This window comes from Campylobacter majalis (genome assembly GCF_905120465.1).
Classification (GTDB): domain Bacteria; phylum Campylobacterota; class Campylobacteria; order Campylobacterales; family Campylobacteraceae; genus Campylobacter_A; species Campylobacter_A majalis.
The window spans coordinates 1-15,982 of record NZ_CAJHOF010000016.1; the positions used below are offsets into that span (position 1 = coordinate 1).

A 15,982-nucleotide genomic window follows, 5' to 3' on the forward strand; every position below is an offset into this window, starting at 1 on the left:
TCATAACAGAAGTGAAAAATAGTTTTTTAATTTTATAAGTGTTTAAAGTATTATTGTTTGGTGTTTTAATAAGTATTGTTATGTTATAGTGATGGGTTGGTGCCTAGTAAAATATATAAATTATTTTATCGCATTTCAAGTCGCATTAAATACATATCTTCGCCGTCTGTTACTTTAAGGTTTGTTGATTTACACTGCGGACAGATAAACTCATTTTTAACAAGCTCACCATTAAATCCACACTTATCGCATTCAACAATAACCTCTTGCGTATGACATACTAGCTCTGCGTCTTCACACACACTCTCTGGCTGAAGTACAGAAAAAGCAGACTGTAAATAATGAGCCTCAACACCGCTTAATCGTCCAATTTTTATATGAATTTTAGTGATTTTAGTAGCATTGTTTTCTTGTGCGTTTTTTTCACATAAAGCGAGTAAATTTTGAGCTATACTTAGTTCGTGCATCAGTATCCTTTAACATATTCGTGGCAACAACTCACCCTTTGGAGGCTCTAAAAATCTTCGTGATTTGTAAGCATTTTGTATAATTACACGTGAATTTTTACTATCTAAAATTTCACCAATCTCACTAGCATTTTCATCAAAGCTCTTTAAAATTTCAAGAGTTTTTTGAGCATCACACTCATCTACGGCTACTACAAAAGTGCCTTCATTTGCTAACTCATACGGCTCAAATCCAAGCAACTCACAAATACCTTGCACCTCATCGCAAACATTTATCTTGTTTTCATGAACCAAAATTTCAAGCCCACTAGCCACAGCCCACTCATTTAACACAGCACTTAAACCACCACGTGTCGCATCACGCATACAAAGTGGCTTAATACCAGCACTTATAAGTGCATTTACTACACCTTTTAGGCTCTTACAATCACTTTGTAGCTCACTTTGTAGCTCAAACTCATTTCTACTTGCTAGTATCACACCACCATGACGTCCAATATCAGAACTAAGCAAAACTCTAGCTCCTGATTTTAGGCTATTTACACCGATATTTGGCACTAAAATTTCTCCCACTCCAGAAGTGTTTATAAAAATTTTATCACACTTTCCGCGTGGCACGACTTTAGTATCTCCGCACACGACTTTGACATCACTATCACGGCAGATATTTGCAAGTGAGTTTAAAACATCTTTTAAGGTCTGTATATCAAGCCCCTCTTCTATTATGACTGCACAGCTTAGATATTTTGCCGATGCACCAACCATAGCCAGATCATTTATTGTCCCACAAGCAGCTATCTTGCCGATATCTCCACCGTTGAATTTAATAGGATCGACCACAAAACTATCAGTGCTAAAAGCTAAGTTTTTAAACTCCCCAAGCACGGCACTATCATCGGCTCTTTTTAAAATATCATTATCAAAAATTTCAAATATTATATCATTTATTAGCGAGTTCATCTCGACACCACCGCCACCATGAGCTAACATTATATTTTTCACTATATAACCTCTTTCTTGCCGTATTTATAATACGCCGCACAAGCCCCTTCTCCAGAGACCATGCACGAGCCGATCGGGTTTTGCGGAGTGCATGCTTTTGCAAAAACCTTACAATCATAAGGCTTGGCTTTCGCACGCAAAATTTCACCACATATACATGCCTTGCTCTCGCCCTTGCTTACCACATCGCAGTCAAACACCTTTTTAGCATTTATGCCATCATACTCATCTTTTAGCTCATAGCCACTCTTAGCTATCTTACCAAGTCCTCTCCACACAAAATCACTTTGTACAAAAAACTCATCAATCAAGCCTTGTGCCTTTAAATTTCCATCTCTTGTAACAATCCTATCATACTCATTAAAAACTTCGTGAGTATTTGCATTTTGCTGACGCACTAAATTTAACACACCAGCCATCACATCAAGCGGTTCAAATCCGCTAACGGCAATTGGTTTTTTGTATTTTTGTGCGATTTGTTCGTAAATTTTATACCCTGTTATTACGCTTACGTGACTTGGTCCTAAAAACGCATCTATTCTCACATCTTTATCATCCATTATCGCCATTACAGGCTCAGGCACACGCACATGATTTATATGAAAAAAAAGATTTTTTATGCCTAAATTTAGAGTTTGATTGATGATATTTGCACTCATTGGCGTTGTAGTTTCAAACCCAATCGCAAAAAATATAACATTTTTATCTGCATTTTGCTGAGATATCTTAATACAATCAAGCGGCGAATACAAAGCCCTTATATCACATCCACTAGCCCTTAATTTTTGCAAACTTGTATTTGAGCCAGGAACCCTTAGCATATCAGCAAGTGTGCAAAATATCGTATTTGGCATACTTGCTAACTTACACGCTTCATCAATTTTTTGTTTTGGTATCACGCACACAGGACAGCCCGGTCCATGGATAAAGTTTATATTATCTCCAACCAAATCAGAAAGTCCAAATTTCATAATACTATGCGTATGTCCGCCACATATCTCCATGATATTTAGCGGTTTTACACTCTCTTTTTTAATCAAGCTAGACAGTGCTAGGATCAATCTCTCGTCGCGATAATCATTTATCAAATCCATAATAATCCCTAGCGTTTAAATTTAATATTGCATAAATTACTTAGTTGAGCTTAACTCACTAAGCCCCATGTCGCCCTCGCTTTGATCTATCACACCATCTTGCATATCTTGTGCAATTTGTCTGTAAATTTCTAAGCTCTCAAGTGCGATTTTGGTGTCTATTTTCTCCATAGCAAAGCCAACGTGAATCAGCACAAAGTCCCCAACAGCCACATCTTCGCTAATCAGATCCAAGCTAACTCGTCTTTTTACGCCAAGAGTCTCTACCAAAGCTACATTTTGCTCGTCAATCTCAATGACGCGAGATGGAATTGATAGGCACATTATCTATACTCTTTTTTATACTTTATAAAATCAAGCCACTTTCTAACACCCTCGCCGTTTTTACTATCTATCTCGATAATATCGACTTTTGGATTAAGTTTTCTTGCTTCATCTTTTACCTTTTGCACGTCAAAATCAAAATGAGGCAATAAATCGATTTTTGAGATGATTACGACATCTGCTGAGCGAAACATCACAGGATATTTTGCGACCTTATCATCGCCCTCAGGCACTGAAATAAGAACAACATTTATATGAGTTCCTACATCATAACTTGCAGGGCACACTAAATTTCCAACATTTTCTACAAAAACCACATCAAGCTCACTTAATGGCAGATGATGAAGTCCATCATGCACCATAAATGCGTCTAGATGACAGGCTTGTCCTGTGCTTATTTGATGTGCTTTGCCACCAGCTTTTATTATGCGGTTTGCATCTTGATTGGTCTCTAAATCACCCTCAACAACACCGATTTTATACTCTCCACTTTTGATAGTCGCTTCAAGCAATGTCGTTTTACCACTTCCTGGACTACTCATTAAATTTAGTGATAAAATTTTGTGTCCATCAAGCCATGCTCTATTTTTTTGAGCTTGTTCATCGTTTGCACTTAAAATTTTACTAATAACATCAATTGTTTTTTTATCGTTTAACGTAGGGTTTGCATGCTCATGATGAGAGTGATCATGAGAGTGTCCGTGTGAGTGAGCATGATCATGATCGTGAGAATGACTATGTGTAGTGCCATCAGCATGAGTGTGTGAATGATCGTGATCTTTTGGGATAGAGCATCCGCAATCTTTGCACATTTTATGTCCTTTATTTTAAAATTTTTATCATTATAACGCTTTGCAATTGAAATTTATATAAAATCAACACTATTTTAAACAAATTTTTAATAAATAGCTGTGATTACTTGGTTTTTAAGCCAATAATTCTAGCTTCTCCATTTAGTATCCTTAAATTTGCATAAATTGTAGTATTTACGTCCATTAAATCACTCTCTAAATTTTTAGCCTGTTTTGGTGGTAAAAAATAATTTTCTACGCCAAATTTACTACGATAATCATATAAAAAACCACGTATATAAAGCCCATCTTTTGGCTTTATTTTGCTAATACTTTTAGTATAATAAATCCCATCTTTTTCATCTAGCAAGGCATAAATTACGCTAAAATTTCCATCTTCACTTACACTGCTTGACATATCATTAAAATCATATCTTAAATCAACATAATCACCACGAAAATAATCTCTTGGGTCATACCCATTTGTTGGCATTATCACATCTTTTCCAAAATAAATTGGAGCAATGGCATAACAAAAAAACAGCACAATTACAATAGGCTGAAACAGCACTGCAAAAATTTTAATATTTTTTCTCATCACTTACCCTTTTTTGCTATAAAACGCATAATTACAGCACAAACCAAAAATAACACACTAGCACCGATATAATCACCCACAAGCTCGATATATCTAATAATCGCTGTAATTAAAATCAAACTAAATCCAGCAAAAAGCTCACCTTGTTTAACCAAATATGCACCAACAATCACACTAATTATCGAAAAAATCGCACCCATAAAGCCTATATGCACAATAGCAAAAGGCAATATCAAAAGCACAAGACCAAATAAAACTAAAATTAAATTTTTAAAATACGCAGATATTGCTATGCTTAAAATACAAAAAACTACAAAAACTGACATAAAATATAAACTAAAACTATACTCTAAAAACACATAGTCTGAGCTAAATTGCAAAAATATAAGCATCAAGCAAGAAAACAAAAACGCAATTTGATAAAAATATCTCCCTCTCTCACAAAAAATAAAACGTGAAAGCACAATGGTTAAAAAAGCATACGAAAGTGTAACAAAAATCAATGCATAGCTAGTATAATCAAAAAACAAAACATCTCTAAAAATAATAAAACAATAAATACTAATAAAAATCGCATATGACAAAAATCGCCCACCTCTTTTTATAAACACATAAATACCAGCGGTTATAAAAAGCAAATAAAGCATACTTAAGCTGCCCTTATAATACATATCAGCCAACGCCCAAAATGTTGAAAACATAAGCATAAAGCCGGTTAAAACGCTATTTTTATACACCAAAGCAGGTATAAATGCACCAATTACACACAGCAATAATCCATCTGGATAATATCTATTTATATGATACATTTGCGAGACAAGGGCAATACTAGAACAAAAAATTAGCGTAGCTAGAAAAAACAGTCCTGCAGAGTAGTTTTCATTGCCCTTTTTGTGCCAAAAATGCCCCGCAAAACCAACGACGATATTAAGCAAAATTAGCAAACATATACGCACAAACTCAGGTATCTCTTGCCAATTTGCACCAACTCAAACAAGCAAAGAAAGTCCAAAAAATAAATAAGCTAGTAGCGTTAAAATACTGCTATTTTCATCGGACTTGATATTGTAAATGGCTAAAATTTTCTCAGCCTGATCATCTGTGATTATGCCGTCTTTTTCCCACTGCTTAACTTCATTTTTTAAAAAAGATTTATGTATAAATTTCATTGCCTTTTCCTTAAAGTGTAATTATAACAAAATTTATTAAAATGAAACATTGATATAAATACTATCAAGTTTAAAAATATTTTTAGCACTTTGTAGTATAATGTGCTAAAAATTTCAAAACAAGGATATAAAATGGCAGATAAATTTGAGTTTCAAACAGAGGTAAATGACCTGTTAAATTTAATGATACACTCGCTGTATTCAAATAAAGAAATTTTCTTACGAGAGCTGATTTCAAACGCAAGTGACGCACTAGATAAGCTAAATTATCTATGCTTGACTGATGAAAATTTCAAATCTCTAAGCTACACTCCAAAAATAGATATCTCATTTAACAAAGATGCAAAAACTCTAACAATAAGCGATAGCGGTATAGGCATGAGCAAAGATGAGCTAATCACAAACCTTGGCACAATCGCAAAAAGTGGAACAAAAAGCTTCATAAAAGAGCTTTCAGGCGATGCGAAAAAAGATAGCTCTCTAATCGGACAGTTTGGTGTTGGCTTTTACTCGGCCTTTATGGTTGCATCAAAAATAGATGTTGTAAGCAAAAAGACCAATACAGATGAAGCGTTTAAATGGAGTTCAGACGCAACATCATACGAGATAGAAAAGACGCAAAAAGACACGCATGGCACAAGCATAACGCTATATTTAAACGATGATGAATTTACAGATGAGTGGCGTATAGAAAATATCATCAAAAAATACTCAAACCATATACCTTATCCTATATTCATGGATAAAACAGAGTATGTTGCACCAAAAGATGATGAAAAAGAGCCAAGTTATGAGACAAAAAATACACAAATTAATAAAGCTTCAGCACTTTGGAGGTTAAACAAAGCTAGTATAAAAACGCAAGAATATAATGATTTTTACAAGCAAATTTCACACGACAGCACCGATCCGCTTTTACACATGCACACAAAAGCTGAGGGCAAAATCGAATACTCAACACTATTTTACGTCCCAGCAACACAGCCGTTTGATCTATTTAGAGTTGATTATGAAAGCGGTGTAAAACTATATGTAAAGCGTGTGTTTATAACAGATGATGCAAAAGAGCTGTTGCCACCATATTTGCGTTTTATAAAAGGTGTAATTGACGTAGAGGATCTACCGCTAAATGTCAGTCGTGAAATTTTACAAGAAAATGCGATAATGAGAAGCGTAAAAGAGCAAAGCGTTAAAAAAATACTAAGCGAATTGGCTAAATTTAAACAAAATGATAAAGAAAAATATCTGAAATTTTATGAAATTTTTGGCAAAGTTTTAAAAGAGGGACTTTATGGCTTTGGCAACGATAAAGATGCGATTTTAGAACTAACTTTATTTAAATCTAGCAAAAGAGATGGTCTAATAAGCTTAAAAGAATATAAAGAAGCAATGAAAGAGGATCAAAAAAGCATATACTACATCAGTGGAAACAACGAAAATATGCTTAAAAACTCGCCTTTACTTGAGAGCTTTAAGGCAAAAGATATAGAAGTGCTTATCATGGATGAAGAGATAGACACAATCGTAATGCCAATGGTAAATGAGTATGATAAAACACCAATAAAATCAGTCTCTCATGCTGACATCAATGACGAAATAAAAGTAGATGAAGAGCAAACAAAAGTCGATGAGAGCAAAGTGGCAAATACGCTAGTAAAAATGCGTGAAATTTTAAAAGACGAGGTTAAGGATGTGCGTATCAGCTCACGCTTAAGCGACTCGGCTGCGGTATTAATATATGATAAAAATGATCCAGATTTTGCAATGCAACAGATGCTAAAACAGATGGGACAAAGCGATTTGCCAAAAGTTAAGCCAATACTAGAAATAAATGCAAAACACGAAATTTATGCCAAACTTGAAGAAAATCCACTCATGACTAGTGATATATCACGTGCATTGTTGGATATTGCAAGACTTGAGAGTGGCGAACCGATACAAAATCCAAGTGAATTTGCGAAAATTTTAACCAAATTAATGATAAAAGCAATATAAATTTAAATTATAGCCTTAAAATTTTAAGGCTATAATCCACTAATGGAACATATTTTGCTTGATAGTATAAAATTTCATGGAGATTCTATATGAATATAACACACAATCTTGAGTCATTTACAATAAAAACTGCCGATAATAGGCTTTTTGGCGAGTTAAGTGAGCTAATAAACAAAAACTTCTCAAAACGCATAGCAAGCATGGGCAAGGTGATATCATTTTATGATGAAAATGAGATAACTCAGCGAAGATACTTTTTGAAATTTATAAAAAAACTATATGAAAAAGATACTGGCAAAATACTAAATATAAATTTTGCCGAATACAAAACTATAAAACTAAACTACGTGCAACAAAACACTCTATCAAAAATTTTAAAAGTAAATGTATTATTTAGTAAGAATGAGATTATTTTTAGACTTGATAAAAGCGATAAGGCATTTTTAAGCTACATAATTAAAAGCCTTAAAAATCCGAGTTTTAAACTAAATGAAATAGGCACAAGATTAAATATAAAAATACAAAATAAAACAGAAATAGACACTATAAAAACAATGATGTCTAACAAAAACCACTTAAAATTTATAGTAGAATTTAAAGTAAATGAAATTGAGTTTGATAAATTTATAAGAAATTTCAAAACACAAAACTCATCAAAATTTATAAACCGTTTTCAGGCATTAGCAGGTTTGCTTGAAGAAAATTTTAAAACTCTTCAATGTGAAATAAACTCAAGCTATGATGAAGTGAGACAAAAATACTTATCGCTGGTTAAAATATATCATCCAGACCGCCACACCGCAAAATCCGAGCATGTAAAAAACGCCTATAGAAAACAGTTTGAAGCGATACAGCAAGCATATGAAAATTTAAAGCCATTTTACAAAAGCCAAGAAGCATTTATAAGTGCATAAATTTACGCAATAGCATATATACGTTTTCTTTCGCTAGAACTAGCTATATTTAGGCTTTTGCGATATTTTGTGATAGTTCGACGAACCATATTTACACCAAATTTTAGCCTAATTAGCTCTAAAATTTGATTATCGCTTAATGGCTTTGCTCTATTTTCATTTTTGACAAGTTCACTGACATACGATTTAATCGCAGCATTTGAGATCTCATCATCAAGTGCCGTGCTAAAAAAGCTCTTTATTGCTATGGTTCCACGTGGCGTATCAATGTATTTATTTGCGATTGCACGAGAGATAGTCGAAGCACTTCGCCCAAGCTCATCAGCGATATCTTTTAATCTCATCGGCTTTATGTCACCACCCATAAAATAATCATACTGATACTCAACTATCATAAGCCCTATTTTATAAAGCGTTGCTTTGCGTAACTCCAGTGCATCAACTAGCTCTTTTGCCGATTTTACATGCGAAGCAACAAACTCCATTCTCTCATCAATCCCTTCAGTATCAATCACCACCAGCGGATAAACTTCATCATTTATGCTTACTTTTATGCCATCATCTGTATTTATACATATATCTGGCGTAACATTTGTGCTTGAGTGCAAGTATTCAATTGCTGGGGGATTTTTTAACTTTTTTATAATGGCTACTGCGCTGCTGTATAGTTTTAGATGTTTATAATTTGAAATCGTGTCAAGATTATCGATTAAAATTTCACATGTTTTTTGTAAATCATCATCTAAATCAAGCTCAACAAGCTGAAATTTCATGCACTCATTTACGCTACATGCCCCTACTCCACTTGGCTCAAGATAAGCAAATCTAGCTCTTACTCGCTCTATGTCTGCGACATCAAATCCACTTAAAACATCATCATCATACTCAAAATACCCCTCATCATCTATACACTCAATAATTTTAAAAGCAATATTTTGTGATTTTAAAGTAGGAAAAAGTGGCGGCGATATCTGAGAAAGCAACACATCATAAAGACTAGGAGTGTCTATAGTATATAATTCAGAATTATCGTTTATGGTATTTTTACTTATTTGCCTAAAATAGCTCTTTTTGCTTTGTTTAAAATTAGTTTGAATATCAACAAACGGATTTTTATCGCTTAGTCCTTGAATCGTCTCTTTTAGCTCATCAGCACCGCACATTAGCACATCAAGCCAAGACCTAAGTGTTTGATTTAGCTTTGTTTTTGGTGCTTGAGCTAACTTCTGACGTAGCATTTTTACTCTAAAAGCTTAAAGTCTTTACCAAGATAGTGCGTTCTGACATTTTTATCATTTGCTACATCATCGGCACTACCACTAGCTAGTAACGAACCATCCTTGATAACATATGCACGATCACATATAGCCAGGGTTTCTCTTACATTATGATCTGTTATTAAAACCCCTATTCCAAGTTTTTTTAGATCCTTTACTATACTTTGTATGTCACTTACTGCTATTGGATCAACTCCAGCAAATGGTTCATCAAGAAGTAAAAATTTAGGCGTTATCATAAGACTTCTAGCTATCTCACATCTACGTCTTTCGCCACCGCTAAGGCTTACACCCTTTCGTTCTCTAATAGGCTCTATGTTTAAGAGCTCAAGCATTTCATCTACTTTTTTTGCACATGTGTTTTTATCTTTATAGATTAACTCAGCTCCTAAAAGTAGATTTTCTTCAACGCTTAAGTCTTTAAAAATGCTTGATTCTTGCGGTAAGTAACCTATGCCCATAGTCGCTCTTTTATGAAGTGCTATAGATGTGACGTCCTTTTCATCTAGATATACGCCACCAGAGCTAGGACTTATAAGCCCACATATCATATAAAAAGTAGTTGTTTTACCAGCACCGTTTGGACCAAGCAATCCAACAACTTCACCACTGCTTATTTCTAAAGATATACCTTTTATGATTTGCGTTTTTTTAATCGTTTTTGTTAATTCTTTTACTTGTAATTTATGCACTTTCAACCTCGTAAGTTCTTGCATCATCTGTCTGAGTTATTATGATTTTAGTATATGGCAACTCGTATTTTTTAAGCAATCTTTCAAGTCTCTCATCGCCCCATTCAACGATATGCAAACCATCCTGAAATAAATTTTCAATTAAACCATTTTTTATCATGCCATCTAATCCATTTTGATATATATCATAGTGATATATTGTAAAATTTTCACCGATATAAGTTTGCATGATGCTAAATGTTGGAGATGTCACATTTTGATCTATTTTGTGATGCGAAACGATGTGCTTTGTAAGTGTTGTCTTGCCACTAGCCAAATCACCAACCAATAAAATAATGCCATCTTTTGGCAAATGTTTTACCAGCACATCTAACTCATCTAAGCCAAGAGTAAATTTCATAGCTCTTTTACATACTCACTTTGTGCTATTTTTGGGATAGATTTAGTAGTAGGTATGGCTAACACCTCATAGCTTACTTCACGAGTAATAAATTTTATAGTGATTTTATCCCCTATTTTAACATCCTTGCTTGGTTTTGCAACTACGCCGTTTATACTCACAACGCCACTTTTACACATATCTTCACTCACAGCTCTACGCTTTGTTATATTAACCACATTTAAATACTTATCCACTCTCATCTTTTAATTTTAACCAAAATTAGCTGAAAATTAAGCCAAGTTTTTAAAATCTATTGCATTATTGAGCATGATTATAGTAAAATGTCACACAATAAATAAATTAAAGCAGGTGATAATTGTCATTATTAATTATTGGTAGCAAATACGACTTTGATAAGCTAGATATAAAAAGACTTAAAACAAAATTTAAAACAATAAGCTTCATAAACCATCAAGAAAATTTATCAAGACAAACCAGAAAAGAGATAGAAAATCTCATAACAACAAAGCCGTATAAATACCTAGTTATCAACACAAAAGCACCAGTAGATAGCAAAATGATAAAATATCTCACGCTTTTGCAATTTCGTAAGCAACATAGAAAAATACACATCATTACGATAGAAAAACTACTAGAAAGATACTTAAAAAAATGCTACATCCCAGATGAAGATAGGGATCTAAATTTTCTAAACGATATAAAGCCTTATAATTTTGTGCAGCTGATTGTAAAGCGAATTGTTGATTATTTAGGTGCTAGTGTTTTATTTGTGGTGCATTTTTTTGTGAAATTTTATGTGAAAAAAAAGATAGATAAGCAGTCGCCGGGGGATATTTATTTTTCTCAAAAACGAGTTGGACTAAATAACAAAGAATTTAATTGCATAAAATTTCGTTCCATGAGCCTTGATGCCGAAAAAAATGGTGCAAAATTTGCCAGTCAAAATGATGATAGGGTTTTTGAGTTTGGGAAATTTATGCGAAAAACACGCATCGATGAGATACCGCAATGCATAAATGTGCTAAAAGGCGAAATGCACCTAATAGGTCCTCGCCCTGAGCGAAAATACTGGATAGATCTGTTTGAAAAAGAGATCCCATACTACAACGAACGACATCTCGTTCGCCCTGGCATCACGGGCTGGGCACAGGTGAATTACCCATATGGCACAAATGCGTATGATGCCAAACAAAAGCTAATGTATGATCTTTACTACATCAAACACTGGTCACTTTGGCTAGAAATTTTAACGATAGCTAAAACACTAGCCGTTGTGTTTGGGAAAAAAGGCAGATAGACAAGTATAGTAAATTTACTGTGTCCTTGAATGTTTTTGTAGTTTAATAATGTTTGTAAAAATGAAATACATTTTTATTTTTACACAACTATGCTACGCTTCATAGCCTAACTTTACTTAGTCTGCATTACACCCTTTTTGACTTAAGAAGCTACTCCCACATCACTTTGGCTTTACTTTTTTGCTTTGCTTTTTTACAGAAACATCACTTCGTGAGCGGTATTCTCTTAGCTTCGGTCGCTACCGTCGCCCTTTGGGCTTGAGAAATTTTATAAAAACATTTTTTCTTCACAAAAACGCTACGCTTGTTTTAAAATTTTTTAAAAACCAATACAAAGCAAATTTTAACCTTATTTAAAAATACACATTCAAATTAAAAACATATGTTATCGTAAAAAAAATTAATAAAAAACACAAGATATTAAAGTTAAAATTAAACCAAAATCCAATAAATTTACTCATTAAAAATTATCTTTATAAGCTTTTGATTTTGTTTATAAACATCAAATTTCTCTTCTGCTATCTTTCTGCTTTCTGTGCCCATTTGGACTATTTTATCAGGATTTTGTATAAAATATATCATTTTTTTCAGCCAAAATTTCACTATCACAAGGTGGCACCAAAAAGCCATTTACGCCATCTTCTACCGTTTCTTTGCATCCAACGCTATTAGTTGTGATAACAGCTCTTCCTATCGCCATAGCCTCTTGTGTGCTTCTTGGAACGCCTTCTTTATAATACGACGGCAAAACAAAAACTGAACTATTTGCAATATACTCTTTTACGTTTTTAACAAAGCCGATAAACTCAATTGCTCCTGCTGCAACATGCTTTGCTATTTCATCTTTTTTAATTGAAAAAGGGTTATTCTCATCAAATGATCCAAGTACATAAAATTTCACATATTTGTATTTTTCTTTAATGGCTTTTGCTGCTTGAATATATTCAAAAATTCCTTTTTCGGCAAGAAGTCTAGCTACAAATATAAAACTAACTGGATTAATTGGTGCAATTTGATAAGAAAATTTAGTCAAATCCACACCAATACCACCTAAAATATATATTTGCTTGGTTTTTATGCCATACGCATTTATTAAATCATTTTTGTCATCTTTATTTAAAAACACCAATGCATCAAGCAAAGGTAAAGAAATTTTATATAAAATAACCTGGACATATTTTATAAGTTTAGTTTTAAAATTTACTCCATTTTATGCACAACAAAGGCATTGCCAAGTCCTTCAATCATGCCTACTGCTCGTTTTATTTTGCTAAATTTTGAAGCTATGGCACTATAAATCACTGGTTTTACAAAAAAGCAAAATACAACATCTGGTTTATAATATTTTAAAATTTTACACAGCCCAATAAAGGCAAATAGATCTTTTATCGGATTTAACCCTTTTGAGTTTAAAGAATAATCAATCGCTGTAGCACCAAGTTTGGCAATAACCGCTCTACTTTCATCGTCATAATCGCTACACAAACAAAATACTTCATGCTCTTTTACAAGCTCTAAAATCAACTCCTTTCTAAAATTTATCATCATGGAAGCAATACTTCCAATTATAAACACTTTCACTACTCTCCTTATATTACTCTCTTAAAATCAAATAAATTCGTTTTATTATCGTTCGTGGCATAATTCTTATTGCAAATTTTATTGCCGCATTTAGCACAAATTCATGAAATTTTAAAAATCTTACATCATATAATCTTTTAAGAAATTTAAACTCACATAGTGCATACTGCCCCCCCGCGCGACGATTTAACTGACCTTGTCCTGCTCGCATTTTAACCAAAACTTCTTTCATATTATAAAATTTCATTTCTTGCATCATCATCTTAACCCACAAATAATAATCCTCAAAATAAAGCATTCTTTCATAACTATCAACAGCAAAAACAGAACTTTTTTTAAACATTACACTAGGATGATTTATAGGGTTTCTAAACTTTGCAAATTTTACTATCTCATCGTGATTTTGCGGCACTTTTTTATAAGCATAAATACAATTTTCATCAGTGTCAAATTCTGCAACACAACCACCACATACATCAACATCATGTGTTTTAAAAAACTCGATTTGTTTTTCAAATCTATCTGGCACACTAACATCATCACTATCCATTCTGGCTACTAGCTCATATCTGCACTCATTAAGCCCTATACGCAAGGCATCTGCTAATCCAACATTACGCTCTAGTTTAACAACATTAAACATATCTTTTAAAGTATCTTGCCATTTTGATATGCACTCATACAATTCATCTGTAAGTATTCCATCGCATACTAATACAATCTGTGATGGCTTTACACTCTGGTCATGCCAAATGCTACTTAACGCCCTATCTAAAAAGCTAGATTGCTCTTTGTAATATACCGAGATCAAAACTGAAAATTTCATATGTTTTTTAACAATCTATAAATTTTTCTAGCATATATCACAACAAAATCAAGACCAAAAAAGACGCTAGCAAAACAAATCTTTCTAAAAAACGACAAAGATTTGTTGTTAAAAATGTATTTTATATGATAAGCTTTTGGATTTATTTCGTTTATCATATTTTTAAAATTTCCACTCGTTGCTGGGATGGCAACACTTAAAAGTCCCATATAAAAATACTCTTTTTTGCCTTCATCTATGCCATTTTTTTCAAAAAATTCATCAACTCGTCTTGATAAAATTTTATAGTCTCTAACCACATTTTTGCTAGTACTATTAAAAGTAAGTGATGTGTTGTTTGTCTTTCGGTAGTGATAAAATGCTTGATTTAAATGAGAAATTTTACTTGCATAAAAAAATAGCTGCAGATTTATAAACATATCTTCAGCATATTGAAAATCAGGAAAAACCACACTATCAAAAAGCTCTCTTTTACTTAGCTTATCCCAAACGCCAACACTAACATACATCGCCATTATATATAAAAAATACTTTTTAGCATCGGTTATATCACTTAGTGTGCTTACTCGTATATGTTTTTGATGCACTTGTGTTTTATTGTAATTTATAAAATTATCAGCACAAACTATATCAGCATCATCATCTTTTGCTTTTTGATACATACTGCTTATCATATCAGGCTGGGTCCAATCATCACTATCGACAAACATGATATATTTTGCACTTGATGCATCAAATCCAGCCTTTCTAGTCTGCCCTAGTCCGATATTTTTTGGGTTATTAATAATCCTTACATCATCTTTTCTGTTTGGATACATATCTATGACATCTTGTAAAATTTGCATACTATTATCAGGAGTGCAGTCATTTACAAAGATATATTCTATACTGTCATGATCTTGCTCAAACAAACTTACCGCACATTTTTGGATAAATTTCTCTACATTATAAACTGGAACTATTACACTAACATCGTATTTTTTCATATCAAACCTTATTTTATCAATCTATAACAACGCCTTAAAAACTTATATGTTTTAATCCCAAAAGCAACCATAACAAACGCAATAACTCTATGCCTGATCTCTACCTTAGTATCAATTAAAACAGACAAAGCCTTGCTCTTAAGCACTCTTTTAAGCGTAGCAAATATATCATCATCTATCGTATCAAAACGCACAACAAAACCTATAACCACTAAAATAGCGTGGTAATTCAAAGCCTTAATTATATCTTTGCGATCTTTAAAATGCGTTTGCAAATCATCAATTATGCCAAATATCTGCATCGAAGAAGCATTTAATTTAGAGTTTGTTATAGAATTATTTCTAATAGTATAAAAATAATCCACCCTATCACAAAATGCAACCTTATCAACCCTATCTATAAGTAGCGGAATGGTCGCTAAATCTTCGTAAATTTTACCCTTTGGAAAACAAATATTATCAAAAAGGCATGTTTTGTAAATTTTACGCCAAGCATTTGGATTTAGATTGTCCGTGCAACGCAAAACCTTTTGCATGCATTCATCCTTACTATAGACAATAATAC

20 protein-coding genes and 1 pseudogene are annotated in these 15,982 nt (G+C 33.1%); 3 read left to right on the forward strand and 18 right to left on the reverse strand.

Annotation, left to right across the window (positions count from 1 at the left end; genetic code table 11):
• Positions 1-125 precede the first annotated feature (125 nt).
• The 8 genes and pseudogenes from hypA to LQU93_RS07715 form a co-directional block, all read right to left on the reverse strand.
• The gene (gene hypA / locus LQU93_RS07680; protein ID WP_229933303.1) at positions 126-467 is read right to left on the reverse strand and encodes a hydrogenase maturation nickel metallochaperone HypA; all 342 of its coding nucleotides are present in this window, start codon (positions 465-467) and stop codon (positions 126-128) included.
• 9 nt (positions 468-476) lie between these two features.
• Positions 477-1,469 (reverse strand): hydrogenase expression/formation protein HypE, encoded by a 993-nt coding sequence (gene hypE, locus LQU93_RS07685; RefSeq protein ID WP_229933304.1) that lies wholly within the window; start codon positions 1,467-1,469, stop codon positions 477-479.
• Positions 1,469-2,563, reverse strand: a complete 1,095-nt coding sequence (gene hypD / locus LQU93_RS07690) for a hydrogenase formation protein HypD (protein ID WP_229933305.1) — start codon at positions 2,561-2,563, stop codon at positions 1,469-1,471. The genes hypE and hypD overlap by 1 nt, the downstream gene beginning before the upstream one ends.
• Positions 2,564-2,599: 36 nt before the next feature.
• Positions 2,600-2,887, reverse strand: coding sequence for a HypC/HybG/HupF family hydrogenase formation chaperone (locus LQU93_RS07695; protein WP_229933306.1), 288 nt, complete (start codon positions 2,885-2,887; stop codon positions 2,600-2,602).
• Positions 2,887-3,699: a hydrogenase nickel incorporation protein HypB gene (hypB, locus tag LQU93_RS07700; RefSeq protein WP_229933307.1), complete on the reverse strand. Its 813-nt coding sequence runs from the start codon at positions 3,697-3,699 to the stop codon at positions 2,887-2,889. Before hypB ends, LQU93_RS07695 begins: the two co-directional genes overlap by 1 nt.
• Positions 3,700-3,802: 103 nt before the next feature.
• On the reverse strand, positions 3,803-4,276 hold the full coding sequence (locus tag LQU93_RS07705) for a GDYXXLXY domain-containing protein (protein ID WP_229933308.1): 474 nt from the start codon (positions 4,274-4,276) through the stop codon (positions 3,803-3,805).
• Positions 4,276-5,253: pseudogene (locus LQU93_RS07710) on the reverse strand (DUF2157 domain-containing protein); the annotation flags it as partial. The pseudogene LQU93_RS07710 and the gene LQU93_RS07705, both read right to left, overlap by 1 nt.
• A gap of 12 nt (positions 5,254-5,265) precedes the next feature.
• Positions 5,266-5,445, reverse strand: coding sequence for a DUF2157 domain-containing protein (locus LQU93_RS07715; protein ID WP_229933310.1), 180 nt, complete (start codon positions 5,443-5,445; stop codon positions 5,266-5,268).
• A gap of 132 nt (positions 5,446-5,577) precedes the next feature.
• Between LQU93_RS07715 and htpG the strand changes: the two genes are divergently transcribed.
• Positions 5,578-7,440, forward strand: coding sequence for a molecular chaperone HtpG (htpG, locus tag LQU93_RS07720; protein ID WP_229933311.1), 1,863 nt, complete (start codon positions 5,578-5,580; stop codon positions 7,438-7,440).
• An 89-nt stretch (positions 7,441-7,529) separates the two neighbouring features.
• Positions 7,530-8,354, forward strand: coding sequence for an adenylosuccinate lyase (locus tag LQU93_RS07725; RefSeq protein WP_229933312.1), 825 nt, complete (start codon positions 7,530-7,532; stop codon positions 8,352-8,354).
• 2 nt (positions 8,355-8,356) lie between these two features.
• Here LQU93_RS07725 and LQU93_RS07730 read toward each other — a convergent pair whose 3' ends face one another.
• Genes LQU93_RS07730 through LQU93_RS07745 form a run of 4 tightly spaced genes read right to left on the reverse strand, consistent with a single transcriptional unit; the run spans position 8,357 to position 10,965 of the window.
• Positions 8,357-9,592, reverse strand: coding sequence for an RNA polymerase factor sigma-54 (locus LQU93_RS07730; RefSeq protein ID WP_229933313.1), 1,236 nt, complete (start codon positions 9,590-9,592; stop codon positions 8,357-8,359).
• Between the two features lie 2 nt (positions 9,593-9,594).
• A complete protein-coding gene (lptB, locus tag LQU93_RS07735) occupies positions 9,595-10,323 on the reverse strand; it encodes an LPS export ABC transporter ATP-binding protein (RefSeq protein WP_229933314.1) in 729 nt (242 codons plus the stop codon).
• The gene (gene tsaE / locus LQU93_RS07740) at positions 10,316-10,723 is read right to left on the reverse strand and encodes a tRNA (adenosine(37)-N6)-threonylcarbamoyltransferase complex ATPase subunit type 1 TsaE (RefSeq protein WP_229933315.1); all 408 of its coding nucleotides are present in this window, start codon (positions 10,721-10,723) and stop codon (positions 10,316-10,318) included. The genes lptB and tsaE overlap by 8 nt, the downstream gene beginning before the upstream one ends.
• Positions 10,720-10,965 carry an RNA-binding S4 domain-containing protein gene (locus LQU93_RS07745; RefSeq protein ID WP_229933316.1) on the reverse strand — a complete coding sequence of 82 codons (246 nt, stop codon included), beginning with the start codon at positions 10,963-10,965 and terminating at the stop codon, positions 10,720-10,722. Before LQU93_RS07745 ends, tsaE begins: the two co-directional genes overlap by 4 nt.
• Before the next feature lie 116 nt (positions 10,966-11,081).
• Between LQU93_RS07745 and LQU93_RS07750 the strand changes: the two genes are divergently transcribed.
• On the forward strand, positions 11,082-12,023 hold the full coding sequence (locus LQU93_RS07750) for a sugar transferase (protein ID WP_229933317.1): 942 nt from the start codon (positions 11,082-11,084) through the stop codon (positions 12,021-12,023).
• Between the two features lie 454 nt (positions 12,024-12,477).
• On the opposite strand, the gene LQU93_RS09985 is transcribed toward LQU93_RS07750, so the two are convergent.
• From LQU93_RS09985 to LQU93_RS07775, 6 genes are all read right to left on the reverse strand, one after another.
• The gene (locus LQU93_RS09985) at positions 12,478-12,606 is read right to left on the reverse strand and encodes a hypothetical protein (RefSeq protein ID WP_268250061.1); all 129 of its coding nucleotides are present in this window, start codon (positions 12,604-12,606) and stop codon (positions 12,478-12,480) included.
• Entirely contained in the window at positions 12,581-13,150 is a 570-nt protein-coding gene (locus LQU93_RS07755) for a glycosyltransferase (protein ID WP_229933318.1), read from the reverse strand. Before LQU93_RS07755 ends, LQU93_RS09985 begins: the two co-directional genes overlap by 26 nt.
• 74 nt (positions 13,151-13,224) lie before the next feature.
• Complete coding sequence (locus tag LQU93_RS07760) at positions 13,225-13,605, reverse strand: glycosyltransferase (RefSeq protein WP_229933319.1); 381 nt, start codon at positions 13,603-13,605, stop codon at positions 13,225-13,227.
• Positions 13,606-13,618: 13 nt separating this feature from the next.
• Positions 13,619-14,431: a glycosyltransferase gene (locus LQU93_RS07765; protein ID WP_229933320.1), complete on the reverse strand. Its 813-nt coding sequence runs from the start codon at positions 14,429-14,431 to the stop codon at positions 13,619-13,621.
• On the reverse strand, positions 14,428-15,417 hold the full coding sequence (locus LQU93_RS07770) for a glycosyltransferase family 2 protein (RefSeq protein ID WP_229933321.1): 990 nt from the start codon (positions 15,415-15,417) through the stop codon (positions 14,428-14,430). The genes LQU93_RS07765 and LQU93_RS07770 overlap by 4 nt, the downstream gene beginning before the upstream one ends.
• 8 nt (positions 15,418-15,425) lie before the next feature.
• On the reverse strand, positions 15,426-15,953 hold the full coding sequence (locus LQU93_RS07775) for a hypothetical protein (protein ID WP_229933322.1): 528 nt from the start codon (positions 15,951-15,953) through the stop codon (positions 15,426-15,428).
• Between the last annotated feature and the right edge of the window lie 29 nt (positions 15,954-15,982).